The 25,013-nt window shown below is 39.2% G+C and carries 16 protein-coding genes and 3 pseudogenes; 11 read left to right on the plus strand and 8 right to left on the minus strand.

Annotation, left to right across the window (positions count from 1 at the left end):
- Nucleotides 1-33 precede the first annotated feature (33 nt).
- From AAFX60_011135 to AAFX60_011165, 7 genes are all read left to right on the plus strand, one after another.
- Nucleotides 34-1,332: a sugar ABC transporter permease gene (locus tag AAFX60_011135; protein XDF77238.1), complete on the plus strand. Its 1,299-nt coding sequence runs from the start codon at nt 34-36 to the stop codon at nt 1,330-1,332.
- Complete coding sequence (locus AAFX60_011140; GenBank protein XDF77239.1) at nt 1,332-2,246, plus strand: sugar ABC transporter permease; 915 nt, start codon at nt 1,332-1,334, stop codon at nt 2,244-2,246. The genes AAFX60_011135 and AAFX60_011140 overlap by 1 nt, the downstream gene beginning before the upstream one ends.
- Nucleotides 2,246-3,382, plus strand: coding sequence for an ABC transporter ATP-binding protein (locus AAFX60_011145; GenBank protein XDF77240.1), 1,137 nt, complete (start codon nt 2,246-2,248; stop codon nt 3,380-3,382). Before AAFX60_011140 ends, AAFX60_011145 begins: the two co-directional genes overlap by 1 nt.
- Before the next feature lie 91 nt (nt 3,383-3,473).
- On the plus strand, nt 3,474-4,097 hold the full coding sequence (locus tag AAFX60_011150) for a hypothetical protein (protein XDF77241.1): 624 nt from the start codon (nt 3,474-3,476) through the stop codon (nt 4,095-4,097).
- A gap of 89 nt (nt 4,098-4,186) precedes the next feature.
- On the plus strand, nt 4,187-6,154 hold the full coding sequence (locus tag AAFX60_011155; GenBank protein ID XDF77242.1) for an amylo-alpha-1,6-glucosidase: 1,968 nt from the start codon (nt 4,187-4,189) through the stop codon (nt 6,152-6,154).
- Nucleotides 6,155-6,187: 33 nt separating this feature from the next.
- Entirely contained in the window at nt 6,188-8,020 is a 1,833-nt protein-coding gene (locus AAFX60_011160) for a glycoside hydrolase family 13 protein (protein ID XDF77243.1), read from the plus strand.
- A 69-nt stretch (nt 8,021-8,089) separates the two neighbouring features.
- The gene (locus AAFX60_011165; GenBank protein ID XDF77244.1) at nt 8,090-9,025 is read left to right on the plus strand and encodes a LysR family transcriptional regulator; all 936 of its coding nucleotides are present in this window, start codon (nt 8,090-8,092) and stop codon (nt 9,023-9,025) included.
- Between the two features lie 44 nt (nt 9,026-9,069).
- On the opposite strand, the pseudogene AAFX60_011170 reads toward AAFX60_011165, so the two are convergent.
- Nucleotides 9,070-9,695: pseudogene (locus AAFX60_011170) on the minus strand (magnesium transporter).
- A gap of 368 nt (nt 9,696-10,063) precedes the next feature.
- Between AAFX60_011170 and AAFX60_011175 the strand changes: the two are divergent.
- Together AAFX60_011175 and AAFX60_011180 are read left to right on the plus strand one after the other, a co-directional pair.
- A pseudogene (locus tag AAFX60_011175) lies at nt 10,064-11,112 on the plus strand (hypothetical protein).
- Nucleotides 11,112-12,185 carry a hypothetical protein gene (locus AAFX60_011180; protein XDF77245.1) on the plus strand — a complete coding sequence of 358 codons (1,074 nt, stop codon included), beginning with the start codon at nt 11,112-11,114 and terminating at the stop codon, nt 12,183-12,185. The pseudogene AAFX60_011175 and the gene AAFX60_011180 overlap by 1 nt, the downstream one beginning before the upstream one ends.
- Nucleotides 12,186-12,231: 46 nt before the next feature.
- On the opposite strand, the gene AAFX60_011185 is transcribed toward AAFX60_011180, so the two are convergent.
- From AAFX60_011185 to cadB, 4 genes and pseudogenes are all read right to left on the minus strand, one after another.
- Nucleotides 12,232-13,617, minus strand: a complete 1,386-nt coding sequence (locus tag AAFX60_011185) for a cytochrome-c peroxidase (GenBank protein XDF77246.1) — start codon at nt 13,615-13,617, stop codon at nt 12,232-12,234.
- A 318-nt stretch (nt 13,618-13,935) separates the two neighbouring features.
- Entirely contained in the window at nt 13,936-14,805 is an 870-nt protein-coding gene (pdxY, locus tag AAFX60_011190; protein ID XDF77247.1) for a pyridoxal kinase PdxY, read from the minus strand.
- A gap of 76 nt (nt 14,806-14,881) precedes the next feature.
- Entirely contained in the window at nt 14,882-17,020 is a 2,139-nt protein-coding gene (locus tag AAFX60_011195) for a lysine decarboxylase CadA (GenBank protein XDF77248.1), read from the minus strand.
- A 120-nt stretch (nt 17,021-17,140) separates the two neighbouring features.
- Nucleotides 17,141-18,474: pseudogene (gene cadB, locus AAFX60_011200) on the minus strand (cadaverine/lysine antiporter).
- 658 nt (nt 18,475-19,132) lie between these two features.
- Between cadB and AAFX60_011205 the strand changes: the two are divergent.
- Nucleotides 19,133-20,602 (plus strand): alanine/glycine:cation symporter family protein, encoded by a 1,470-nt coding sequence (locus AAFX60_011205; protein XDF77249.1) that lies wholly within the window; start codon nt 19,133-19,135, stop codon nt 20,600-20,602.
- Nucleotides 20,603-20,695: 93 nt separating this feature from the next.
- On the opposite strand, the gene cadC is transcribed toward AAFX60_011205, so the two are convergent.
- The 3 genes from cadC to AAFX60_011220 all read right to left on the minus strand — a co-directional run bounded on the left by cadC (nt 20,696) and on the right by AAFX60_011220 (nt 23,693).
- Complete coding sequence (gene cadC, locus AAFX60_011210; GenBank protein ID XDF77250.1) at nt 20,696-22,321, minus strand: lysine decarboxylation/transport transcriptional activator CadC; 1,626 nt, start codon at nt 22,319-22,321, stop codon at nt 20,696-20,698.
- Between the two features lie 522 nt (nt 22,322-22,843).
- On the minus strand, nt 22,844-23,269 hold the full coding sequence (locus AAFX60_011215; GenBank protein ID XDF77251.1) for a YeeE/YedE family protein: 426 nt from the start codon (nt 23,267-23,269) through the stop codon (nt 22,844-22,846).
- A 10-nt stretch (nt 23,270-23,279) separates the two neighbouring features.
- Nucleotides 23,280-23,693 carry a YeeE/YedE family protein gene (locus AAFX60_011220; protein ID XDF77252.1) on the minus strand — a complete coding sequence of 138 codons (414 nt, stop codon included), beginning with the start codon at nt 23,691-23,693 and terminating at the stop codon, nt 23,280-23,282.
- Between the two features lie 203 nt (nt 23,694-23,896).
- On the opposite strand from AAFX60_011220, the gene metA reads away from it, so the two are divergent.
- The gene (gene metA, locus AAFX60_011225) at nt 23,897-24,838 is read left to right on the plus strand and encodes a homoserine O-succinyltransferase (GenBank protein ID XDF77253.1); all 942 of its coding nucleotides are present in this window, start codon (nt 23,897-23,899) and stop codon (nt 24,836-24,838) included.
- Nucleotides 24,839-25,013 lie beyond the last annotated feature (175 nt).

Genomic DNA, 25,013 nt, shown 5'->3' on the forward strand with positions numbered 1-25,013 from the left:
CTACACTAACTTAATAAAAAAGTAGGTTATAACATGAGTCAACAGTTTGTTTTCTGGCTCTCTATGGCAATCCCAGGCAGTGGACACCTTCTGCTGCGTCGAATGCGCGAAGCCGTATTTGGTTTCTCGATGCTTGCCTTAGAGATATTGGTTTATATCCAATTTATTCTACCTAATTTCCGTCTATTAGCTGTTGAGCAGCCTAATGGAAAAATCACAATTGGTGCTGAGCGCTTTGTTGACGACTCTTTCCTTATTATGGTCGGTTCAACAATTGGCGCTTTAATGCTATTGGTCTTTTTAGCTCTACACTATGCCTTTGCTCGTGATGCAAAAGATGTGAAACGCCAAATAGAAGAGTCTGGTTTTGCGATTACCTTTACAGAAAAGGTTCGTGGTTTATCGCACGAAATCGTTCCTAATTTAATTACAGCCCCTAAATTCATTCTTCTGTTCATCTTTGCCTTACTACCTGCAATTGTGTCGATAGTGGTAGCTTTCACCAACTATAAACGCCCGATTTTACCTCCAGCGTTTTTAATTGAATGGAAAGGATTAACCAACTTCGAGCGTCTGTTTACCAGTGAACGAACAGCAGCAGCGTTTCAGGAAACATTAACTTGGACACTCACGTGGACTTTCTGTGCTTCGGCATTAACCATCATCTTAGGTACTTTACTGGCTGTTGTGGCAAACAATAAACACATTCGTGGTAAAAAGTTTTTCCGCACCGTTTACATTTTACCTTGGGCTGTTCCTGCGTTTTTAACCATCTTAGTTTTCCAACTCTTTTTCTCAAAAGTAGGCGGAATGAACACCATGGTGATTCCTTTCTTTACGGGTAATGAATATGACATTAGTACCGCTATTGGGTTCTTCCTTAATGCGGACTACGCCAAAATCACCATTATTTTGATTCAAGCGTGGTTGGGATTCCCATACGTGTTTATTTTAGTAACGGGCGTACTACAAACCATCCCAGATGATCTTTATGAAGCCAGTGGCATTGATGGTGGTAACGCTTGGACTAACTTCTTTGATATTACTCTGCCATTGATTTTAATCAGTGTTGCTCCGGTATTCATCACTCAGTTTACCTTCAACTTTAACAACGTCACCATTGTTTACATGCTAGGTGAAGCAACGGTTCAAACCGTCGGCTCTATCTACAAACCATTGGATACCATTTCATCTCTTGGTTTCCGTTTAATGATGGATGCGAAATACAACGAAGCGGCAGTTTACACCTTGATTACCAGTACGGTTGTGGGTGCGGTCGTTCTGTATTCATGGCTAAAAGCGGGCGCATTTAAAAATGAGGAAGTGATGTAATGGATAAGGCAATCAATCTTAATCATCAAACAAAAGCAACTAAGTTCAATCGCCATGTCATCACAAAAAACCTAGGGCTATTCTTTAGCTATGCGTTTTTAATTTCGATGGTAATCGTCATTATTTACCCTATTTTGGTTACGTTAATGAGTGCGTTTAACGTCAGTAACTCACTCTATTCAACCTCATTTTTTCCTGAAAACTTCAGCTTAACGGAAAACTTTGTTTCGCTGTTTACAGATATTCCTTACTTAAGCTGGTATCGAAATACCTTCTTAGTATCGATTATTACTATGGTGCTTTCTACCGCAATTGTAACCGTGTCTGGCTTTGTTTATTCACGCTACCGTTACCAATCACGTAAAAGTGCATTGATGTCACTATTAATCATTCAAATCATCCCATCGGGTAGTGGTTTGATCGCGCTTTACGCTATTGCAAGTTCGATTGGGATCTACAGCTCTGAGAATGCCACGTTATATACCTACATCTTTATGATCCTTATTTACACCACTGGTGGGATAACCATGAACACCATTTTGATGAAGGGTTACTACGATTCCATTCCTCGAGCTTTGGATGAATCAGCAAAAATTGATGGCGCAACACAAATGCAGATCTTCACTGAGATTCTACTGCCGTTAGTAAAACCGATGATCATGGTTATTGCGATCTTCTGTTTCTTAGGTCCGATTGGCGACATCATCATGCCGAAATTCCTGATCGCAAGTATGAGTGCAGAAGCGAAAACATTGGCCGTTGGTCTCATGGGGCTTATCAACAATATTAAAGAATCAAGCTACAACGTGTTTGCTGCAGGGGCGGTCTTGGCTGCAATTCCTCCTGTGGTTGTATTTTATAAATTTCAAGATTATATCGTAGGCGGCTTAACGTCTGGTGGAGTAAAAGGATAATGAGCAAGATTTCACTAAGAAACATCAATAAAAAATACCCTAATTCTGATACCTACTCAGTAAGTAACTTCAACATCGATATTGAAGAAGGTGAGTTTATTGTACTTGTTGGCCCATCGGGGTGTGGTAAGTCCACCACGCTTCGTATGATTGCAGGGTTAGAAGATATTACCGAAGGCGAGTTCATCATTGATGGCAAAGTCGTTAACAGCGTAAGCTCTAAAGATCGTGATATTGCAATGGTATTCCAAAGCTATGCACTCTACCCACACATGTCTGTTCGCGACAACATTGGTTATGGATTAAAACTGCGTAACTACCCAGCAAGTGAGATTAAAGATCACGTTGATAATATTTCAAAAGATCTGTTCTTAACAGAATACCTAGAACGCAAACCAAAAGAGCTGTCAGGTGGCCAACGTCAACGTGTCGCCCTTGGTCGTGCCATGGTTCGTACTCCAAAATTATATCTAATGGATGAGCCGTTAAGTAACTTGGACGCCAAACTTCGCACCACTACTCGTACTGAGATTTCACGTATGCATCGTGATAAAGGTGCGATCACTATTTACGTAACGCATGACCAAGTTGAAGCAATGACAATGGCTGATCGCATTGTATTAATGTCGATGGGCGAAGTTCAGCAAATTGGTACGCCAAAAGAGTTGTTTACTAACCCTAAAAATAGCTTCGTTGCGACCTTTATGGGCATGCCTTCAATGAACATTATTGAAGGGGTTTATGAGGGGGGTCAGTTCACTTGTCACTCTTTCACCATCACATTAAGTGAAGAAGACCAACGCATATTAAATAACGCTGGTTACAACGGTAAATCTGTCTGCTTGGGCGCACGCTCTAGTGCGATTCGTTCAGGCAAGAAATACGAAGAAGCCTTCCCTGATTGCTGCTTTGAAACCACGGCATTAAACAGCGAATATCTAGGTGATAGCGTCAATGTTTTCTTCGATGCGGCACCAATGAATATGTTTGTTGGTACTTTGGGTACGGGTGAACCTGACGTTGATATTGATGAAAAAATCACGTTAGTTATCGATAACACCAAACTTCACTTTTTTGATAGTGACACTCAAGAGTCGATTAAATACCCAATCAAAGCGGCTGAGTTCCAAAAATAATTGATCCCATAACCCTTCCCTCTTACGTCACATTACGACGTAGTGAGGGAAGTTCTTCACACATTTCGCCTTAACAAAAAGGAGGCATACCTTGATTTTTCGCGGACAACTTCAACGCATTCACGACTACATGTTTCATATTGCGGTTGCCATCGTTATTTTTATTTCGGGGTTTATTATCGCCTATAGCAACCTGCCAAAGCCTTCGTTTGAATTCAGCACCTTTGTTGAACAACAAGAAAAGTTCAAACAATGTGTAAACAATGAGGCGCTTTTTCTTTCTGCTAAAGGGTTTGAAAATAGCTATGCAACCCTTTCGCTCGAATCCATTCAAAACCAATTTAAAGCACTGCGTGATCAAATCCCAAGTGACTGTGGATCATTTCATGTAGAAAGCAGCTATGAACAACTTGAAGAGATGGCCTTACCAGTATTAGCAGAAGCCCAACGCTTTTATGGCTCAAAAGAGGTCAAAGCGGTCAATGCCGTTTACACCACGCCATCTCAATACAATGCATTACTTGAACAACCACAACCGTATTTATTTTTTATTTCAGATAAGCACCAAGAGCGCATTGTCGCCATGAAGGTAACACCAACCAAAGAGAGCCTTCACATCACACCACTTTGGGAATATGGACAGAGCCAAGATCTCGCGTATACCCAAGGTGAAGTACAAAAGTTATTACTCGTTTACAACGAAATTAAAAGCTAACACCAATCGCTATTTAACTTATTGGCCTATCGTAGGCCAAAAAGGCACAAGCTAGCCGATTAGGTATTTTTTGTCATAAAGGATTTCACATGAAAATCTCTCTTTCTAAAGCTAACTTTCGCGATATGAATCGCCTTGAAGAATCAAATTACTTACTAACCAACGGGTTAGGCGGTTATTCATCATTAACTCTTGCTGGTTCTTGTAGCCGAAATGATCATGCGCTATTTATGGGAAGCCTAGTGGCTCCTAATAGTCGTTTTTGTTTTGTTCGCCATTTAGATGATCGCCTTACACTGGTAAATGGCACATCACACCCACTCTCTTCTCAAGCAAAAGTGAACCCATACGATACGGTTGATTCATCCCTTTTATTTGATAATTTTAGCCAGACTTACTTACCTCAATACACCTATCGTATCGATGGTATTGAAATCACAAAGACCATCGTGATGGCACAAGGCCTGAACCGCTTAGGGGTTGAATACCGTGTATTTAATCCGTTAAAACACCCATTCACTTTAGATATCACACCGAAATATCATTTCTGTGCGAAAGGTGAGGCATTATCAAAAGAACAAGCTTTCATTCATCAAGAAGGCAAAGTGAGCAGTAACAGACAAACCCTGCATTACCGTCATAACGGTTCAAATACGGCCCTATCAGCACCAAGCTATGAGTCAGGATTGTATTTCTCTTATGACGCTCGAGACGGACGTTCGGCAAGCGATGTTCAAGTGGCGCTGCATACCATTACCTTTGATGGTACAGAGAGTAACGAATCCTTTTTTGTTATCTTCGAGGCAGAAGAAGAACGAGCGCATTACTTAGCACCAAGCTCTATTGAAACCATGATCAATGATGAAGTTCAACGTCAGCAAGCGTGTATTACACAATCAGGTTTAAAGAGTACGTTTGCTCAGCAATTGGTTCGAGCGAGTGATCAATTTGTCGTCATGCGTGATTCAACCGAATCGAAATCCATCATTGCTGGCTACCCATTCTTTGCCGATTGGGGACGCGATACCATGATTGCACTTTGGGGATGTAATTTATCCACCAACCAATTTGAAGATGCAAAACAAATATTCAGAACCTTCATCCGTTATGAGCATAAAGGGATCTTACCCAACTTATTCCCTGAAGCGGGTGTCGAGCCTATGTACAACACCATTGATGCCGCTCTTTTATTTGTGGTGAGCCTGTATGAATATTACCAAGCCAGTAACGATCTCGATTTTATTCGTGATGAAGCTTACGACTGCATGGTGAATATTTATCAGCATTATCGCAATGGCACCGATTTCGATATCAAAATGCTAGATAACGGCTTAATTAGCGGCGGCAGTGGTTTGGATCAACTGACATGGATGGACGTTCGTTATGGCGATATTCTTCCAACGCCTCGCCAAGGTTGCGCCGTTGAGATCAATGCGCTTTGGTATAACGCGTTATCTATTCTGCATTTCTTTAACCAAAAGTTAGGGAAATCAATGCCAGAATTACCGGCTCTGACTGAGCAAGTAAAAGAAACATTTAATCACGCTTTCTACAATGATAAAGGCTATTTAAACGATTGGATTAAAGGTGAGGAAGTGAATCAACAAATTCGTCCAAACCAAGCTTATGCTGTTGGTCTTCCTTTCCCTATTTTAAGTGAAGAAAAAGCGCGTTCGGTTATTTTAAATATCTACCAGCACCTTTATACCCCGCTTGGTTTACGCTCTTTAGCGATGCAAGATCCCGAGTTTAAATCGGTACATACTGGGTCTCATTATGATCGTGATATGGCTTACCACCAAGGTACCGTCTGGGGCTTTATGATTGGTCAGTTCCTGATGGGTATTTTACGTCACTTCCCTAATGACGCGTCACTCATACACATTGTCGAGCAGTTCATTACTCATAACCAAGATGCGCTATCTGAAGGGTGTATTGGTCAATTAGCTGAGATTTATGATGGCTATTCACCTAACCAATCTCGTGGCTGTTTTGCTCAAGCTTGGAGCGTCAGCGAAGTGTTACGTGTTCTTAAACATTATGAAGAACGTATCTAACCATTACGAACTTAACGCTAAACGGTATTAATAATGATTACAAAAGCAGCGATTTATCATCGATCTCACTCTAGTTATTCTTATGCATATAATAAGGACACGCTTCATTTGCGAATTCGTACCGCAAAAGGAGAAGTGGACAATGCGACACTAAGAATTGGCGACCCATACGATTGGACTTTTGGTGGCGGTGGCGGCAATTTAAATGCAGAAGACGCAAGCGGCTGGACAGGTGGAAGCAACTTACCCATGATAAAAGAGTGTGAAACAGAACTATTTGACTACTGGTTTTGTGAAGCACAACCTCGCTTTTATCGTGCACGTTACGCTTTCCTTCTTGAAGGCAAAGACAGTGAAAAATTACTGGTAAGCGAAAAACTCATCACTCAAATAACCGATGATGCCGATCCAATACTCAGTCAATTACTGAATTTTTATTGCTTCCCATACATGAACCCAACCGATGTGTTTACTGCACCTGACTGGGTTAAAGAAACCATTTGGTATCAAATTTTCCCAGAGCGTTTTGCTAATGGTGATCCATCTATCTCACCAAAAAATGTACTGCCTTGGGGATCTGAAGATCCAAAAACCAACAGTTTCTTTGGTGGCGATTTACAAGGGGTTATTGATCATCTTGATTACCTGCAAGATCTTAGTATTACTGGTATTTATTTCACACCTATCACTCAAGGTGAAACGAACCATAAATACGACACCACCGATTATTTAAAAGTAGACCCTGCTTTTGGTAGTGATGAAACGGTTCATACTTTAATAGATGAAGCACATAAACGTGGCATGAAAGTCATGCTAGATGCCGTATTTAATCATATCGGTGCTAATTCAATTCAGTGGCAAGATGTCATTAAACATGGAAAAGACTCTCAATACATCGATTGGTTTTATGTCGAGCAATTTCCACTGATCGATAAGTCAAAAAAAGCGTACCACAGTAAAGAGCAATTAAATTATCGTGCCTTTGCTTTTGCGCAAAACATGCCAAAACTCAATACAGAAAATCCAGAAGTGATTGAATACCTAATTGAAGTTGGCCGCTACTGGGTGAAAAACTTTGACATTGATGCATGGCGTTTAGATGTAGCAAACGAAGTTGATCAACGTTTTTGGCGACGCTTCCGTGATGAACTAAAAGCCATCAAACCTGAGTTATATATTTTAGGTGAAGTGTGGCACGACTCAATGAACTGGCTAGGTGGTGATCAGTTTGATGGCGTAATGAATTACCCATTAGCGGATGCCATGTTAGGCTTTTTTGCCCATGACAACCTAAGTGCAAATCAGTTTAAATTTGCGGTAAATGACGTTAATGCCAACTACCCTATTAACGTGAATGAAGTGGCCTTTTCATTACTTGATAGCCACGATACACCACGCATTATTAACCGATGCAACGGCAATAAAGAGAAAGCGAAGTTAGCCTATTTATTCCAATTCACTCACAGTGGTACGCCTTGTATTTATTACGGTGGTGAAATTGGGCTAGATGGCGGTGCTGATCCGCTTAACCGAAAATGCATGATTTGGGATGAACGTCAGCATGATATGAACATGAAACATCACATAATGCAGCTCATCAAACTACGTAAAGCTCACCCAGCGTTACGTGCTCATGCCATAAACTGGCTTGTGGTTGACGATGAACACCAGTGCTTTATCTACCAAAAAGAATATCAGGGTGAACGTATTATTATTGCTATGAACAACAGTAATGCCCCCGCTTGTATGACGCTTCCTAGTGAGTGGCGTGATCAAGAGGTCACCGATATTTATCATGAAACCGCCGTTAAATTAACGCAAAGTTTGACGGTACCTGCATTTGGCTTTGCTGTTTATCAGATTTAAACGCTATAAGTAGCAATGTATTGATAAGAAACATAAAATAGCTCTTTTCGATTAGTCTGAAGAGCTATTATGTTTAAATTAATGCTTCAATTCATACAAGTTGCAAAAGCACAAAACGTTACGCAAGCGGCGAACACCTTATGCTTAAGCCAACCGACGTTAAGTCATAATATGCAGAAGCTAGAGGAAAAGTTGGGAAGCAAGCTGTTTTATCGCAATTCAAAAGGGATCACCCTCACCTCCAGTGGCGAAGTGCTCTACGAGCAAGCCAAAATGATGCAGCATTTATACGAAAATACCCTTCATAAATTAGAAAAAAATAAGTTACGGCACCAAACGGAATTAAAAATTGGTTGCGGTGATGCTTGGTGGCATCTATTTGTTCGTGACTGTGTTCAAGATTTTAGAGATACCAACCCTCACAGTAATATCACCATTGATGTTGGTGACCATTTACAGTTAATGAACTTGCTCCTCAGTGATGAAATCAGTATTTTTGTCGGCCATGAAATATTAGGTCTGGCTCAATACGAAGATATCCTTTTCCACCCTCTATTTAGTAGTCATGAAGAAGTGTATGTTCGAAAAGATCATCCACTCTTAGAGCGAGTATGTAGTGACGAAGATATTGCCCGTTTTCCTTCAGTTGATTTAGGGGCATCAAAAAAACGCTATGCGCATCTCGTGCAGCAACAAAATAATGAATTAAGTACCTTTCAAAAACGACACTACCTGCAAGAAAAAGTGATTTACAACACCAACTCCTTATTAACGGCTCTTGATTTACTGCAAAATAGTGACGCTATTTTACCTTACCCAGTAGGCATGAAAGCGTATTTTGAAGGCTTTGGGATTGTGCCGTTAAAAATGAAAAAATGCTTTGGTAAAGCGACGATTGGCGCTTATCTGCATAAAGATGGGCAGCAAAATAAACAAAGTATTGCGCTATTAGAACAATTTAAAGAGTTAATAAAAAATAATCCTCAAATTAAAGGCAAAGAATAGAAACAAGAAAGCCCAGAGCAGTAAATCTCTGGGCTTTTACTAGATCAACCGATATCTAATAGTGCAGAAGCGATAGCAAAATAAATCAATACACCAGAGATATCAGCAATGGATGTGATCATAGGGGCACTGGCTGATGCAGGGTCCAAGTTCAGTTTATGCAAAACAAAAGGCAGAACCGTTCCAACCAAACTACCAATCAACACAATGGCTACCATACTGATGCCGACGACCATCGCGATTTCATAACCACCACGATATAGCCCCAAAAATAAACAGCGATTGCCATACTAAAACCAAGGCCTAAAGCAACAAACACTTCTCTTGCTAACATTCGCCCCCAATCATTGGGATGAACATCGCCAGTGGCCAGCGCTCGAACCATTAATGTTGCTGATTGCGATCCCGCATTACCACCGCTATCAATTAATAGTGGTAAAAAGAAAACCAACGCAACATAAGAGGTAATGATCTCTTCAAAATACGCGATTCCTGCTCCAGAAAAAATATTTCCAAAAACTAAAATAACGAGCCAAAAAACACGCTTTTTATAAAGTAAACCAATAGAAGCATTCTTGATGCTGCTCCCCAAGTTTTCTGCATGTGTTTCTTTATGCATCATCTCTGAAGTATCAGTGTGTGAAGTCGAATTTTTTTGTACAAATTCCATAATACGTCCTCTGCTCTGAAGACGTAATTATCCTCAGAACATCATTTATTTAATAGGTTAAACCACCAACTTGGAGGTTCCTGTAGATGTGTGTTCATGAGGTGTTCCTTATAGAAACGAGAAATAATCTGACCACTCTTGATTGGTTGAGTGATCTTGACGGGGGGACTCTAACGAATTCACTCTGTGGTTACCATTACGGACTGTAAGAAGAAATGTCAGAGTTTGTATTTAGTTACATTATTTGTTCTATCTTGTTGATGTTAAAGTTCATCTTATAAATGAGAACGCAATCGATTGATTGGTTTGCTTAATAAAGGTAGAGCTTATACTCTATAAACATAATTACTAAAAAAAGAATTACTTTTATGAAATTACTTTCTCAATTGTTGCTATTCACTTCATTAACCTTCCCATTAAGCAGCTTTGCCGCTCTTGGTGAACATCCGATAATTTTGATCCATGGTTTCCAAGCAGGACAATTACAAACCAAACCTAATCATGACGCTGTTGTTGCTGATGGTAAAAATTACTGGCAAGACTATTGGCTAGCCAAGGCCGATGACCGTATTGATTGGCCATCTCAAGAACGCGTAGCTGGAAAAATATCTACCGATTACATCTGGCCAAAACTCCAGGAGCTATCTAAAAATAACACCTGTAAAAATGGTTGTATTTTAGTTACTCACTCTACTGGCGATTTGGTTGCTCGTCATTTGTTAGATAATCAAGAAAATTGGCTGACTAATGCAGGCCTAACACCTTTAAAATCATTGCGACATTTGATTTTGCTGGTGCTGGCGGAGGTTCTGAATTAGGTGATCTTGCAATTAATATTTCAGAAGGCAGTGGGTATTTAAACGCCCCTCTAAAATACGCAATGTCACTATGGCTTGGGGAAGTACCATCACCTAAAAATACGGGAGTCCTTAATGATTTAAAAGTAGCGAATGCTCGTCAAATAGCAGCGCTACCTGACAACCGTATACCCAGAATTCGCTTTGTTGGTAAAGGCAGTGATTATGTTGGTTCAACAAGTCCATTTTTATTAGGTAAAGATGATGGCGTAGTAGCGAGCCACTCTTCATGTGGAGCCAGTGAAGTTGGTAACTTTAATAGTTGCTCTATCAATGTCGCTTTTGATGGGAAACTCTCACCACAAGCAAACGCAGTGACTCAATTTATGCCGTTTCATTACCCAATGCTAATGGGAGATGATTATAGTCATAGCGGTCTAATTAGCAGTAAACATCAAGGTAAAATCACGGCAGTTAATCCTACACTAACATTACAAGATGGTAGCGTTATCAAAGTAGAAACCACAGATTCTGCATACTGGTTAACAGGAAATGTCTATCGTTACGTCAATAATTCAGAAAACGCCACCATGTCAGAATTAGTCAGTGAGCTACTATAATGAATAAAAATGCGTTTGTAATTGGAACACTGCTGACTTGTTCAGCAGTGTTTTACCATTGGATAATCCAAGAAACGACACCGACCCCAGCGAAAGCTTCTCCTTTATCTCAAACGGAGAGTGAATCTGCATCGGCAACCACCTTGCTGCCAAAACCACTCCACCAAAAGCAAGAGAGCCGCACCATAAAATCAATAACACCTGAACCTATCGATTCAGAATCAACACCAGAAGAAGTGAGTCAACAGTTCGCATTATTATCTCAAATATACGAACAAGAGCTTCAATACCCTAGCTACTCTTTGCCATTAACCCCTAATAGCCATAGCTACCTTGAACCCAATCACTTCACTGAAATAGCCTTGCCTGTATTAGATGGAAGTCACTCAGCCTCACTAGGATTAAGTAAATATCGTTTTAGTTACCCTGAGCCTATTAGTGTGACCTTAAATTCTGACCTTAATGTTGACCATATTGAATACCAACTGATTGATATTGAAAATCAAAAGACGCTTTCTAACCTATATACTCAAGAGCTAAGCGTTGAATTTTCACCTAAACAGGATTGGCCACAAGAAATTCGTATAAAAGCAAATATCTCTTTTGACCAAGGTGATGACGTATTAACTGCAGATTTTCAGTTCTCTAACCCAATAGCCTTTGTTAACCAAGTATCAGCCCCTTACTCACAAGGCAGCGATATGATCATTCCTTTACAAGTTGATGTGAAAGAATCTGGTTTGTACCGAATTCGAGCTAACTTATATCAAAGTAATGGGAAACCAGTCGCTTCTCTTATGAATAAAATGCCTCTTACAACGGGTGAAGTGACATTTGAACTAAAAGCGCACCATTCTGTATTAAAAGAGAAAGGAAGTGATTTTGAGTTACGCAGCATTACCGTAGAAAAAATGTCAGGGTTTCCTGGTGAGAAAACACATTACGGTATAAGTAAAGAGCAGAACTACCCTCTCTCTTCTTTTGACGTATCTAGCTTAAATAATCAGCCTTATAAAATGTCAGAAGAAGAAAAGGAACGATTGGATTTTCTCGATGAGATCGCCCACCAATAAAAAAGGAGATCGTACGATCTCCTTTTATCATTTAATGAATCCCGAATTAATTCAGCATTTCACCTTTGTACTCACCAGTTAAGGTTTTCAAATAAGCGCTAATATCTTCAACTTCACTTTTAGATAAAGTCACACCAACTTGGTATTGCGCCATTGCAGCAACTGCGTCATCTAGTGTTTCGGCACTACCATCATGGAAATAAGGTGCTGTTAGTGCAATATTTCTTAACGTCGGAACTTTAAAACGGTTCATATCATGTGCTTTACTCGTCACATTAAAACGACCATTATCCACCTCAGATACATTACCTCGCTCACCAAAGTAATCCGCTTTTAATCCCATGACTTCAAACGTTTGTCCACCCATTGCTTGACCAGCATGACACGTCGAACATTTGTTTTGTTTAAATAATTCATAGCCGTGTTGCTCTTGCTCATTTAATGCTAATGCATCGCCTTTTAAGAATTGGTCAAATCGGCTATTCGGAGTGATCAAGGTTTTCTCAAACTCAGCAATCGCATCGGTGATGTTTTCACCCGTGATCCCATCAGGGTAAATCTTAGCAAAGGTCGCTTTCATCTCTTCATCAAGTTCAAGCTTACCTGTAATTTGCTCCCATGATGCAGAACCCATCTCGATAGGATTCATCGGTGGTCCACCCGCTTGCTCTTGTAAGTCATTCGCACGACCATCCCAGAATTGGTGGATATTATAAGATGAGTTAAACACCGTCGGCGCATTAATTGGGCCTTTTGAACCATTAATACCAGTTGATGTAGTTAATCTATCTACTCCGCCCGTTGACAGTGAATGACAGCTAGAACAAGCTACCGTGTTATCACCAGAGAGACGTTTATCATGGTATAACGCATCACCTAATGCCACTTTTTGCTCATCTACAGTGACATGTGCGTTAATCGGTTGAACCGCTTCGTATTTATATTCACTACTAGCCAATGAGTGTTTATTCTTTTGTTCCTGCTTTATCCAAGCGCGTAGAGTATGTTTTTCTTCATTAGATAAACTTGATCTCCAGTGCATCGACAAATACGCTTTTGGTGGCATTGATTCATCATTCAATACACCACTGATTTTAGCTAAGGCAACATCTGAAACTTCATTGCCAACTTGAAAACTATTTAATACATCATCAAATTGGAAATGACGTAGTCCACTCTCCACATCTTTTTGCATGATCTGTTTAGCGATTGGAAAGTTAGCATAAAAAGGCATTTCGCTATTTTCAGTATGGCAGTAACCACAGCCGTTCTCTGTTAATACTTTAAACGCAGCAGAAGAGATTGGGTCATCTTTAATCTGTGCTTGAGCTAATTTTCTTTGGCTAAGCGCTTCATCTGATGAATCAACAATGTAAACCGTTCCAAGATAAGCAACGACGCCTAAACCAACTACTAATCCTATTTTTTTCATTATTATCTCCTGCAATACGAATATGCGCACACGATAAAGTGAAAAAAAGAGGCTTACCAAGGAAGAAATATCATGAGAATCATCGCTTTAATCGATACTTCAAAAATGCAACATTAAATAACCTTACTTTTCATCATGATAAATTACACTCGGCTTTTATATGTGTAATTTTTGTTAAATTATTAGCAACCAATTCCTTATTTTAGATCAATTTTATAAATTCATTTTTTAAACTAAAAATACACAAAAAAGCCCATGATATGCATATTACACATCATGGGCTCTTCTATTTTATTTGTGATTTTTATATCGAGCTAATTACGCGACTTTTTCTGCTTTTACGATAATTTCAGGAGCATTAAAACGTTCTTGTGATGCGATAAGTTGCAGTTCATACGCGCCGCGATTGAAGGTTTCTTGCATAACAGAATCAACTGCAGCATTAGTACGTTCAAACGCATCAATTGGAGAGTAACCAGCCATTAAATTCGCAAGCATCACACCACTGATTAAGTCACCTGCACCTACTGGTTGACGCTTTGCATCAAAATCATATAAAGGACGAGAAACATGGTAGCTTCCATCTTCAGTCGTTAATAACATTTCAAAACGATCTTTTTGAATACCAGCACGGCTTAAATGTTTAACCACCACCATTTTAACGCCCTTCTCAAGTAATTGATTATTCGCTTCAATCACTTGCTCTAAGGTGTTAATTGTCATGCCAGTTAAGCTTTCTAGTTCTAATAAATTAGGCGCGATAATATCCGCAGAACTTAAAGCTGATTCTTTAAAGAAGGTTTCTACTTCAGGAGCAACAATGCAGCCTTTTTCTGGATGACCCATTACCGGATCACAGAAGTAAATTGCGTTTGGATTATCTTGTTTGATTTTGTTTACCGCAGTGACAATCTCCTGACCTTGTGCTGCTGATCCTAAGTAACCACTTAACACGGCATCACAAACTTGAGTCGCTTCAATTGCTGATAAACCATCAACTAATTCTGAAATGTGGCCAGCAGGCATTGCGATGCCTTTCCAACCTTGTTGGTATTGTGTGTGATTTGAAAACTGTACCGTATTAATAGGCCATACTTCCATTCCCATTCTTCGCATTGGAAAAACCGCAGCACTGTTGCCTGCGCAACCAAATACCACATGAGACTGAATGGAAAGAATACGTTTCATAACATCACCATAATTTAAAATAGAGTAAGGGCTTCCGTGCCCTAAAATAAACGATATTCCATCAAAACCCTAGGGCTTAATTTTGTTTTAGTACTTTCACTGTGTAACTGCCATCTTTTTGAGCATATACACCGTGAATATCAGTCTCAAAACCTGGGTAGTGAGCGCCGATTTCACATAGCATTTCTAAGAAATCAAGTACTGGGCGAGATTCAGCTGTTACCATTTCACCTGGAAGTACTAGAGGCACACCCGGTGGGTAAGGCAGGATCATATTCGCACTTACACGGTCTACCAAATCAGCTAGAGGCACTTCTTCTACGTTACCGCGAAGCTCTTCTTGCCATGCTGCATGTGGTGTTACTTTTAGTTCAGGAAGTACATCGAACGCTTTGAACATCAGCTCTGGTAAACGGTATTTACGAGTTAAATCGTGAATGCCTTGTGCCAGTTCTTGTACTCGCATACCTTCATAGAAACTTGGATCTTCGTTGTACAGTGAAGGAAGGAAATTTTTCACTGTTAAGTTAAGATCGAAGCCACGTTTAAAGTCCGTTAATGCACGTAGTAATTGCATTGCTTTTGATTTATCAATACCTATAGAGAATAGGAACAATAGGTTATATGGACCTGTTTTCTCTACTACGATACCGCGTTCATCTAAGTATTTAGCAACGATTGATGCAGGAATACCAGTCTCGCCCATTTCGCTATTTTCGTTCATTCCTGGAGTTAATAGCGTTACTTTGATTGGATCAAGGTACATGTGATCATCATCGATGTCCTTGAAGCCGTGCCATGAATCTTTTGGATCCAGTTTCCAACATTCAGTTGTATCGATGTTTTCTGGTTGCCATACATCAAAGAACCAGCTGTCACTTTCACTTTGAAGACGTTTGATCTCTTTACGGAAACGAATCGCACGGTCAATTGAGTCTTGGATCAGTTTCTTACCTGTATTACCACGCATCATTGCCGCAGCAGTTTCAGTTGATGCAACAATACCGTATTGAGGTGATGTTGATGTGTGCATCATGAACGCTTCATTGAATGATTCTTTATCAAATTCACCTTTTACGTGGATCATTGATGCTTGAGAGAACGCAGCCAGTAATTTATGAGTTGATTGTGTTTCGTAGAACACTTTACCTGGAATTGCTTCGCCACTCATACCACACTTACCTTCATAAATTTTGTTGAAGTTAGTGTAAGGAACCCAAGCACTATCAAAGTGGATGTATTTAGTATCTAGCGTTTCTTTAATGTATTGAGTGTTATACAGAAGACCATCGTAAGTTGAGTTAGTAATAACCGCATAACCTGGCATGGTTGCGTTTGGTGTTGCTGCTACTTTTTGCTCAATCACTTCACGAGTAAATTCGCTTTGTGGGATGCCACCTAAAATACCGTAAGCATTACGTGTTGGACGGAAATAAATAGGTGTTACATCACTCATCATCATCATGTGAGTCAGTGATTTGTGACAGTTACGGTCAACAAGCACTGTACTTCCTGCTGGTGCTGAGTACATGCCTACAATTTTGTTTGATGTAGAAGTACCGTTAGTTACGATGTAAGAGCTATCTGCATTAAACGTACGAGCAATGTACTCTTCAGCTTCTTTATGAGGACCAGAGTGATCAAGTAATGAACCTAGTTCAGGCATTGAGATTGATACGTCCGCTTTAAATGCGTTTGGACCGTAGAAATCATAAAATATGCTGCCCGCAGGACTTTTTTGGAAAGCCGTACCGCCCATGTGGCCAGGAGTACAGAAAGTATATTTACCCTCTTCTACGTATTTGAATAATGCCTTAGTAAACGGAGGCATGATCTGATCTTTGTACTCTTCAGTCGCTTGATTAATTTTCAGAGCGATGTCGTCAGCCATATCTAACGCATATTCGAAGAAGTGCAGATTTAGACGTAAATCAGTTAATGAAATATCTAATGTTGAATGTTGGTTTGCAAATGCATATAGCGGCAGTTTTTCATTCAACGCATTAATTTCAGAACACAAATCTAGTGAGTATTTATCCCAGTCAAATAACACACCACAAATACGTGGGTTCATTTCAATCATTTTATATAGATCTTGTGCATCTACTGGGTAAACCACTTTGTAGCCTGCTTTTTCTAAAGAAGCATGCAATTCGCGAACTGGCTCTTCTTTAAAGAAAACACCTGAGTGATTTAGGATAGCAAAAATATTCATTTTATATCTCCAAGACGAAGAGAGGCGCTCCCCATCATTTTGATGGTGAGGTAGTGGAGCGCCGCTAGGGGTAAAACTTACTAAGTTGGTAGCGTTAACTGTTTACGCTATCGAGTGACATTAATGGGCTACTGCTTCTGCAGTTACATGTTGCTCTGATTGTTTCAGACCCATTTTTTTTGCGTAGAACATAAGGATGACAAGTGACACGATAAAGGTTGCAGTTAGTGTTGCACCTTCTGCACCAGCCAGTGCAATCATGCAGAACACACAAGCAATACCTGAGAAGAACATGGTAAAGCCGCTGCGTGTTGTCATACCTTCGAAACGAATTAAGTTAATGCTTGAGTAGAAGTAAGGAAGCATTGTTAGTAGTACGGCATCAGTCGTTAACTGATTAAATAAGTCAGCAGTGTGAGCTGATTGAGAACTGAATACAGTTAGTGCAACCATCAGTGCTGTCATTTTAAGTGAAGCTAGGATTAGACCTTTTTTCGCTACACCATTTTTATCTGTTTCGCCGTAGATTTTAGGGAAGTTACCATCGTGAGCTGCACGTTTACCGGCTTCACCTACCAACATCATCCAAGAACCTAGAGAAGTGAAACACGCTAATGCTGTGAATGCTGCAACAAATGGCGCTGACCAGCTACCGAAGATCTCAGTGGTTGCTAGCGCAAATGGAGCACCAGATGCAGCTACTTCTGCAGCAGGAAACATACCGCTGATTACTTGAGTTGATAGAATGTAAATCACACCGGCAATCGCTGTACCTAACATTGTTGCTAGAGGAACGGTGCGTTTTGGATTTTTAACCATACCTGATGATACTGCTGCTGATTCAACACCAACAAATGACCATAAACAGATAAGAACAGCACTAATAATAGCGTGAGTACTTGTACCTGAAGATACATTCCAGTTTTGACTATATAGTGTCGGGTCAAAGTGTCCCCAACCAACAATCGCCGTACCAACAACAGGAATAAGGATAAGACCTAAACCTAATGTACATAGACGACTTACCCAGCTACCACCTAGTAAATTAACTAAGGTAAATAACCATACCGATGCAATCGTCGCTGCAGCTGCAGGGATAGGGTCATTCAACGCAGGGAAGAAAACGGATAAGTAAGATACACCAGTAATAGCGATAGCTAAGTTACCAATCCAGTTTGCGTGGTAGTAAAGCACACCAGTTTGGAAACCAAATACAGGAGACACTTCACCAGCATAAGCGATTGGACCACCCTCTTGAGGGTTTTTCGTTGCTAAGCGAGCAAAAACAAATGCCAAACTTAACGCACCAACCAAACAGATAATCCAACTAAAAATAGATACTGAACCAACCGCTGCTAATGAAGAAGGTAATAGTGCAATACCACTCCCATCATGTTGCCGGCAACAACACCTGTACAGGCAATTAAGCCAATTTTTTTTGTATTCGATTCCATAACATCTCCAAGGATCATCGAATGGGCAATTTTTTTACCCGTTATACGAAATTTTTTCTTTAAGGAAGCGAGATGTTATTTGAAGCAGGTCATGCAAACTCTGCTGGGGTAGATAAACAGCATCTCGCTCAAATTCTGAGGAGAAGACTACGCCCAACAAAGCGAAAAAAAATCAGGATAAAATTATCAATAAAATAATGATAAAAACATAAGCCTATTGACCTTTATTTTTTTACCCAAAATGAAAAACACACTTAAATTCAAGTGGTTAATGTTTCATTTTTATATTTATGGTGGTTTTTATAAAAAATATAAATTTATCAAGAAGGGAATTTGCGACGGGATTATAGTGAGGTTTATCTCATCATTATAAGAATATAAAACCAATTTTTGGTGCTTAACTTCTTATTGGCTACTGAAAGAAAAAGCACAACGATTATTTTGTAAATCTTTATGCTTATACGTAAAAAAAGTACGACATATTGTTTCATTATTATTGACTAATCAAACTTCGCTGAACTATATTAATCGCCGCAAATCCTTAGCAAACGATATTTTATACAACTTTATAACAAAGTTACTTATATTTCTTAAAGGATGGCGCTCGTTATCCATTATTTAAGAAAAATAAATTAACGATTAATAATAAGGAAATTTCATGACAAACACAGATTCAACGCTTATTGAATCGATGAACGAAGTATTACTTTCGATTATCGGTAGTATCAATGGGCTTCTTTGGGGACAAGTCCTTGTTTATTTATTAGTTGGTGTGGGTGTCTACTTCACTCTGCGTCTTGGCTTTATTCAAATTCGCCAACTAGGACACTCAATCAAAATCTTACGTAGCGGCCAAGAAATCGAAAATGGCATCAGCTCTTACCAAGTATTCTGTACCTCTATGGCAGCCCGCGTGGGAACGGGTAACATGGCAGGTGTTGCAGTTGCATTAACTGTTGGCGGCCCTGGTGCTATCTTCTGGATGTGGCTAATTGCTCTATTTGGTATGGCAACAGCTTTCATTGAATCAACACTAGCACAAGTTTACAAAGTAAAAGATGTTGATGGTCAATACCGTGGTGGCCCAGCTTATTACATGGAAAAAGGTTTAGGCCAACGCTGGATGGGTACGCTTTTCTCTATCTTCTTAATCATCGCTTTTGGTCTAGTATTCAACGCTGTTCAAGCAAACACTATTACTGATGCTCTTAATCACTCATTTGGTTTTGATAAAACCATTATGGGTATCGTAATTGTTGTTATCTCTGGTTTCTTTATCATGGGTGGTTTACGTCGTGTTGCTAACGCATCATCGAAAATCGTTCCTGTTATGGCGATTGGTTACTTAGCCATTGCTCTTATCATTGTAATAATGAATATCACAGATGTACCGGCAGTATTGGTTCTTATCGTTAAAAGTGCATTTGGCTGGCAAGAAGCGGCTGCTGGTGGTGTGGCGTACACTATTGCACAAGCTATGCAATCAGGTATCGCTCGTGGTCTATTCTCAAATGAAGCGGGTATGGGTTCTGCAGCTAACATCGCAGCAAGTGCTACGCCAAACCCTAACCACCCTGCATCACAAGGTTTTGTGCAAATGCTAGGTGTGTTTGTAGATACATTAGTTATCTGTACAGCCTCTGCGGCGATGATTATGCTTTCTGGCGTAATGGATCAACCAGATGCAACGACAGGTATCAGCCTACTTCAACAAGCACTAACTAACGAGTTAGGCGGTTGGACAAGCTACTTTATGGCACTAGCTATTCTTCTGTTCTGTTTCACATCTATCATTGCAAACTACAGCTACGCTGAAACAAACGTAATGTTCTTGAATGGTAATTCTAAGAAAGGCTTGTTTGGCTTCCGTATGTGTGTGCTAGCAATGGTTATGTTTGGTTCAGTTGCGTCTCTGCCAGTAGTATGGAACCTTGCAGATGCTTCTATGGGTATGATGGCTTTAATCAACATTGTTGCTCTAGTTCTACTATCTAAACTAGCAATCAAAGTTATCAAAGATTACGAAGTTCAACTTAAAGCAGGAAAAACACCTGAATTTGACAGAACTAAGTTCCCTGAACTTGATGATTTAAAAGGTGCGTGGCACCCAAAGAAAAAACAACACTAATTTAATCCACAATTAGTTAAAAAAAAGCCCGTCGAACTAAATTCGACGGGCTTTTTTATTACACCAATATACTGCATGAATCGTTAATCACGATTACCCCATCAAGCGAACTTCACTTGGATTAACGGCTCGATACATAAAATAAGCAACGGTTTCTAAATCACTGTAAAATGCAAGATTTTCAGCAAGCATATAAGTTTCAAGTGACGTATCCATAAAGAAAGCCTTGCTGTATGACTCCCCTGCTTGATCTAAGTCGCCATCTAACTCAGCAAGTTTCCCTTCTAATATATAAGAGAATGCTGACTCTCTATTCTTAAATGCTAGGTTAAGATAAGCTCTAGCATCTTCTTTGTTATCTTGCTTAATCGTTATCATAGCTAATGCTTCATAGATACGAGAAGGCAATACACCGACATCCGATAAAGCATATCTAGCTTGAAGATCCTGACTTAACTTTTCAATTTTAGCGGTGTTTTCGTCCAACTCTAATTCAGGGTTAAGCGCTGAATATGCGTTATAAGCAATGTATAACTCTGAAAGCACATAATCATTATTCGGCTCTGCTAATGCAATGTTCTCTAACAGATCTATCCCTTTTTCAAAGTTTTTTTGATCCGTTTGATTAATGAAGTGATTAGCTCGAACTAACATCTCTAATAAACCATGCTCCTTTGGTAAACCAAGCATTAATCTATTCATATCTTGTTCGGATGCCTGAACCCCTAACGCTCGCATTAAATCTTGAGATGATTGGCGCAACACATGTTCTAAATTGGCATTGGTCATTAAATATTGACGACTAAACAGCACTCGATTTGAAATATTACTGCGATACTCTACATCTAAATACGTTTTATTTTGTTGTTCTTCTACTCGTACATTCACCGCTTTTCCAGGCAAAATACCGGTAGTAAATGCGGTTTTATTTAACTGAACTCGGTAATGGCCAACACTGGCTAAATCTGCCATCAGTTTTTGACTAATGCCATCAGCCAAATATTCAGTTTCATTATTCGAGTTACGGCTTGCGTGATAGGTAAATTCAATTAAATCAGTATCAACAGCCTTGGTTATATGAGTGGTTGTTTGCTGATAAGTAACTGAAAAAATAACCGCAATTAATACGCCAACGAGAAAAAAGTCGAACGCTAATAGCTTCCAACGATGTAAAAAGCTAAAACTCTCACCCTGCTTTTTCTTTTCGTTTGATACTTGATTAGAAATATTAGTTACAGCACGAGTTAATGGACCTGCTGGAAAAGAGAGTTGTGCAGTCTCATCTTGTTCTTTTTCTTGCTCTTCGGTGTTCAATTCAACATTATGATTCTGATTTTCATCAGCTTCTGTTGAGGTAAATGTATCGCAAGGTTTCCAATAAGGCGTATCTTCTAATCTTATTTGCTTGGTTTCTGCAACCAACTTATACCCACGTTTTGGTACCGTAACTAAATAACGAGTGTTATCTAAACGACCATCACGCAATACTTTTCGCAGTTCAAATATTGATTGTGTTACCACTTGATCGGTAACAAACGCACCATCCCATACATGTTTAATTAACTCATCTCGACAAAATACTTCACCTGAATGCTGTGCTAAAAAGCGAAGTAAATTAATTAAACGTGGTTCAACCGACACTTCCCTATCTTGGCGATATAACTTATTTTCCTCAATAACTAGAGTCCAGTCATTAATTTGAAAACAGATCCCGACCATAAGATACTCATTTGTATGAATTGATATAAATATAAAAGAAGAAAGGCCTCAAAAATAATAAGGTTTATCTTATTTTCAAGCTCTCCTTTTGAAGAAGTTGGGATTATAGATAACCCTTCTTCTCATTTATATGATATTCCCATTTCAAAAATGGAATCTTAGGATCCAACCACTATCCAACGAATGAGAAAATCTCGTAACCATATGAATATAAAGATAACTGACTAATATGAAACGCACTAAAAATGGCCTAATAATTCCATTAACCATCAACAAAAATAAATGAACAGCTAGGCAATTTTCATTAATATTTAACGCGTTATATGAATACAACATAAATAGAGTATAAATAGATCAATAAATCTCAACCTATTACTTTTAAATCAACAAAAATAATATTGATATAAAAAACCTAAAACACTATTAATATCTTTATCAAATAATATCAATATACGTACTGCGATGAGATAGAAATAAAAAAGGCCAACCACTTGGTTAGCCTCTAAGAAAACGGATGAATATTTATTTTTTAACTAAAACATTGGTCATTGCTAATCCAAACATCATGGAAAATAGGAATATAAATACATCGGTATTTCCTAAAGCAATACTTGAAACGACCGGTCCTGGACAAATTCCAGCAAGCCCCCACCCAAGACCAAAGATAGCAGCTCCTGAAATCAATTTACTATCAATATGCTTATTCGTGGACAAACAAAACTCTTCCGCATTCAATGGCTTTGTTTTTGGTTTAATAAATAAGAAGTAAGCAGGCATAAATACCAACAATGCCCCTCCCATTACAAACATTAAACTTGGATCCCATACTCCTGAAACATCCAAAAATCCAATCACTTTTTCAGGGTCAGCCATTCCTGATGTTGTCATTCCAAGACCAAACAATCCACCAGAGAGTAAAGCAATAATTCGAAACATAAGATTATTCATGATCACTCCCTTAAAGAACGTGTAATCGGATAAAAACAGTTATTCCAGCCACTAGCATAAATACACAAGTAGCGACAATTGAGCGAACAGACAATCGTCCAATCCCGCAAATTCCATGTCCACTAGTACAGCCATTACCTAGGCGAGTACCAATACCAACCAGTAAACCAGCAATAATCAACAACGGTGTGTTGGTTGTATATTCAGTAGGAACATGTGCGCCAAAAAAATAAACACCTGCAACACCACCTGAAATCATGCCTAGAACAAACAACCATCGCCAAGCATAGTCCTTTTTTTTCGGTGTCATTAATCCTGTTAATACACCACTTATCCCAGCAATTTTTCCATTTAACAAAAGAAGCAGCGTAGCAGATACACCAAGAAGCATACCGCCAAATAAAGAGAGCCATGGAATCGTCATTTATCAACACCTGTCAGCTTATTTTTTGAACATACGAGATAGATTACGCAACAGTAAAAAATTAGTCAACACTTATTTAGTGTAAGCTAATTTAATTAATCCTTAAATAGCTTCAAAGGAAATAATGAACCTCGACACTCTGACCATTATGAGGTAAGTTTAGAAGTATAGACGTATGGAAACCCAAAACTTAAGGATAAGTTGTGCCGATCAAGATACCAGACCAACTCCCTGCAACTGAAGTATTACGTGAAGAAAATATCTTTTTCATGCAGGAATCTCGTGCCACCACACAAGCGATTCGACCTCTTAAAGTTATCATTTTAAATTTAATGCCAAAAAAAATTGAAACTGAAACTCAATTTTTACGTTTGCTCTCTAATAGCCCATTACAGGTAGATGTAGAGCTATTACGCATTGATAACCGCACCAGTAAAAATACCCCAACCAAACATTTGGACACTTTTTATCGTCAGTTTGAAGGTATTAAAGATCGTAACTTTGATGGACTGATCATAACAGGGGCACCTTTAGGCTTAGTACAATTTGAAGATGTTATTTATTGGGAGCATTTACAAACTATTATGACGTGGGCAAAAAACCATGTCACTTCAACTCTTTACGTTTGTTGGGCTGCGCAAGCTGGCTTAAAACTGCTTTATGATTTGCCAAAACGAACACGTAAAGAAAAGCTTTCTGGGGTTTATAAACATACTAACCTTGACCAACACCATCCTATTTTGCGTGGCTTTGATGATCAATTTTTAGCACCTCATTCTCGTTACGCTGATTTCTCTGCTGATTACTTAAAATCGCATACCGATTTAGATATTCTTGCTACCTCCAAAGAAGCCGGTGTCTATTTGGCTGCAACCAAAGATAAGCGAAATGTCTTTGTCACTGGTCATCCAGAATATGATTCATTCACATTACATAATGAATACGTTAGAGACTTAGGGGAAGGAATGGAGCCAACGATTCCTGTTAATTACTATCCTGACGACAACCCAGATATCACGCCTAAAGCAACATGGCGTAGTCATGGTCACCTGCTCTTTTCTAATTGGCTCAACTACTGTGTTTACCAACAAACACCGTATGATCTTGAGCATTTCTCAGAGCAAAATTTCACAAGAGATGAGTAACCTTAACTCATTTTGATTAGCGGGTATTATTCTTCATAAATACCCGCTATAAGCACAAAACCACCACTACAATCTGATAAATAGAGCACATTTTGTCCTTTTTTGATAAAAAATGAGCTTTGGTTTAATTCAGATCAACCCTGCATCTATTTATAAAATCAACAACAATCTAAAT

This window comes from Aliivibrio fischeri, assembly GCA_038993745.2.
GTDB lineage: Bacteria > Pseudomonadota > Gammaproteobacteria > Enterobacterales > Vibrionaceae > Aliivibrio > Aliivibrio fischeri_B.

Excerpts from the sequence above, each read along its gene's own strand:
- AAFX60_011135 (XDF77238.1), top strand. The coding sequence starts at position 34 with ATGAGTCAACAGTTTGTTTTCTGGCTCTCTATGGCAATCCCAGGCAGT.
- AAFX60_011140 (XDF77239.1), top strand. The coding sequence starts at position 1,332 with ATGGATAAGGCAATCAATCTTAATCATCAAACAAAAGCAACTAAGTTC.
- AAFX60_011145 (XDF77240.1), top strand. The coding sequence starts at position 2,246 with ATGAGCAAGATTTCACTAAGAAACATCAATAAAAAATACCCTAATTCT.
- AAFX60_011155 (XDF77242.1), top strand. The coding sequence starts at position 4,187 with ATGAAAATCTCTCTTTCTAAAGCTAACTTTCGCGATATGAATCGCCTT.
- AAFX60_011160 (XDF77243.1), top strand. The coding sequence starts at position 6,188 with ATGATTACAAAAGCAGCGATTTATCATCGATCTCACTCTAGTTATTCT.
- AAFX60_011165 (XDF77244.1), top strand. The coding sequence starts at position 8,090 with ATGTTTAAATTAATGCTTCAATTCATACAAGTTGCAAAAGCACAAAAC.
- AAFX60_011180 (XDF77245.1), top strand. The coding sequence starts at position 11,112 with ATGAATAAAAATGCGTTTGTAATTGGAACACTGCTGACTTGTTCAGCA.
- AAFX60_011185 (XDF77246.1), bottom strand. The coding sequence starts at position 13,617 with ATGAAAAAAATAGGATTAGTAGTTGGTTTAGGCGTCGTTGCTTATCTT.
- pdxY (XDF77247.1), bottom strand. The coding sequence starts at position 14,805 with ATGAAACGTATTCTTTCCATTCAGTCTCATGTGGTATTTGGTTGCGCA.
- AAFX60_011195 (XDF77248.1), bottom strand. The coding sequence starts at position 17,020 with ATGAATATTTTTGCTATCCTAAATCACTCAGGTGTTTTCTTTAAAGAA.
- AAFX60_011205 (XDF77249.1), top strand. The coding sequence starts at position 19,133 with ATGACAAACACAGATTCAACGCTTATTGAATCGATGAACGAAGTATTA.
- cadC (XDF77250.1), bottom strand. The coding sequence starts at position 22,321 with ATGGTCGGGATCTGTTTTCAAATTAATGACTGGACTCTAGTTATTGAG.
- AAFX60_011215 (XDF77251.1), bottom strand. The coding sequence starts at position 23,269 with ATGAATAATCTTATGTTTCGAATTATTGCTTTACTCTCTGGTGGATTG.
- AAFX60_011220 (XDF77252.1), bottom strand. The coding sequence starts at position 23,693 with ATGACGATTCCATGGCTCTCTTTATTTGGCGGTATGCTTCTTGGTGTA.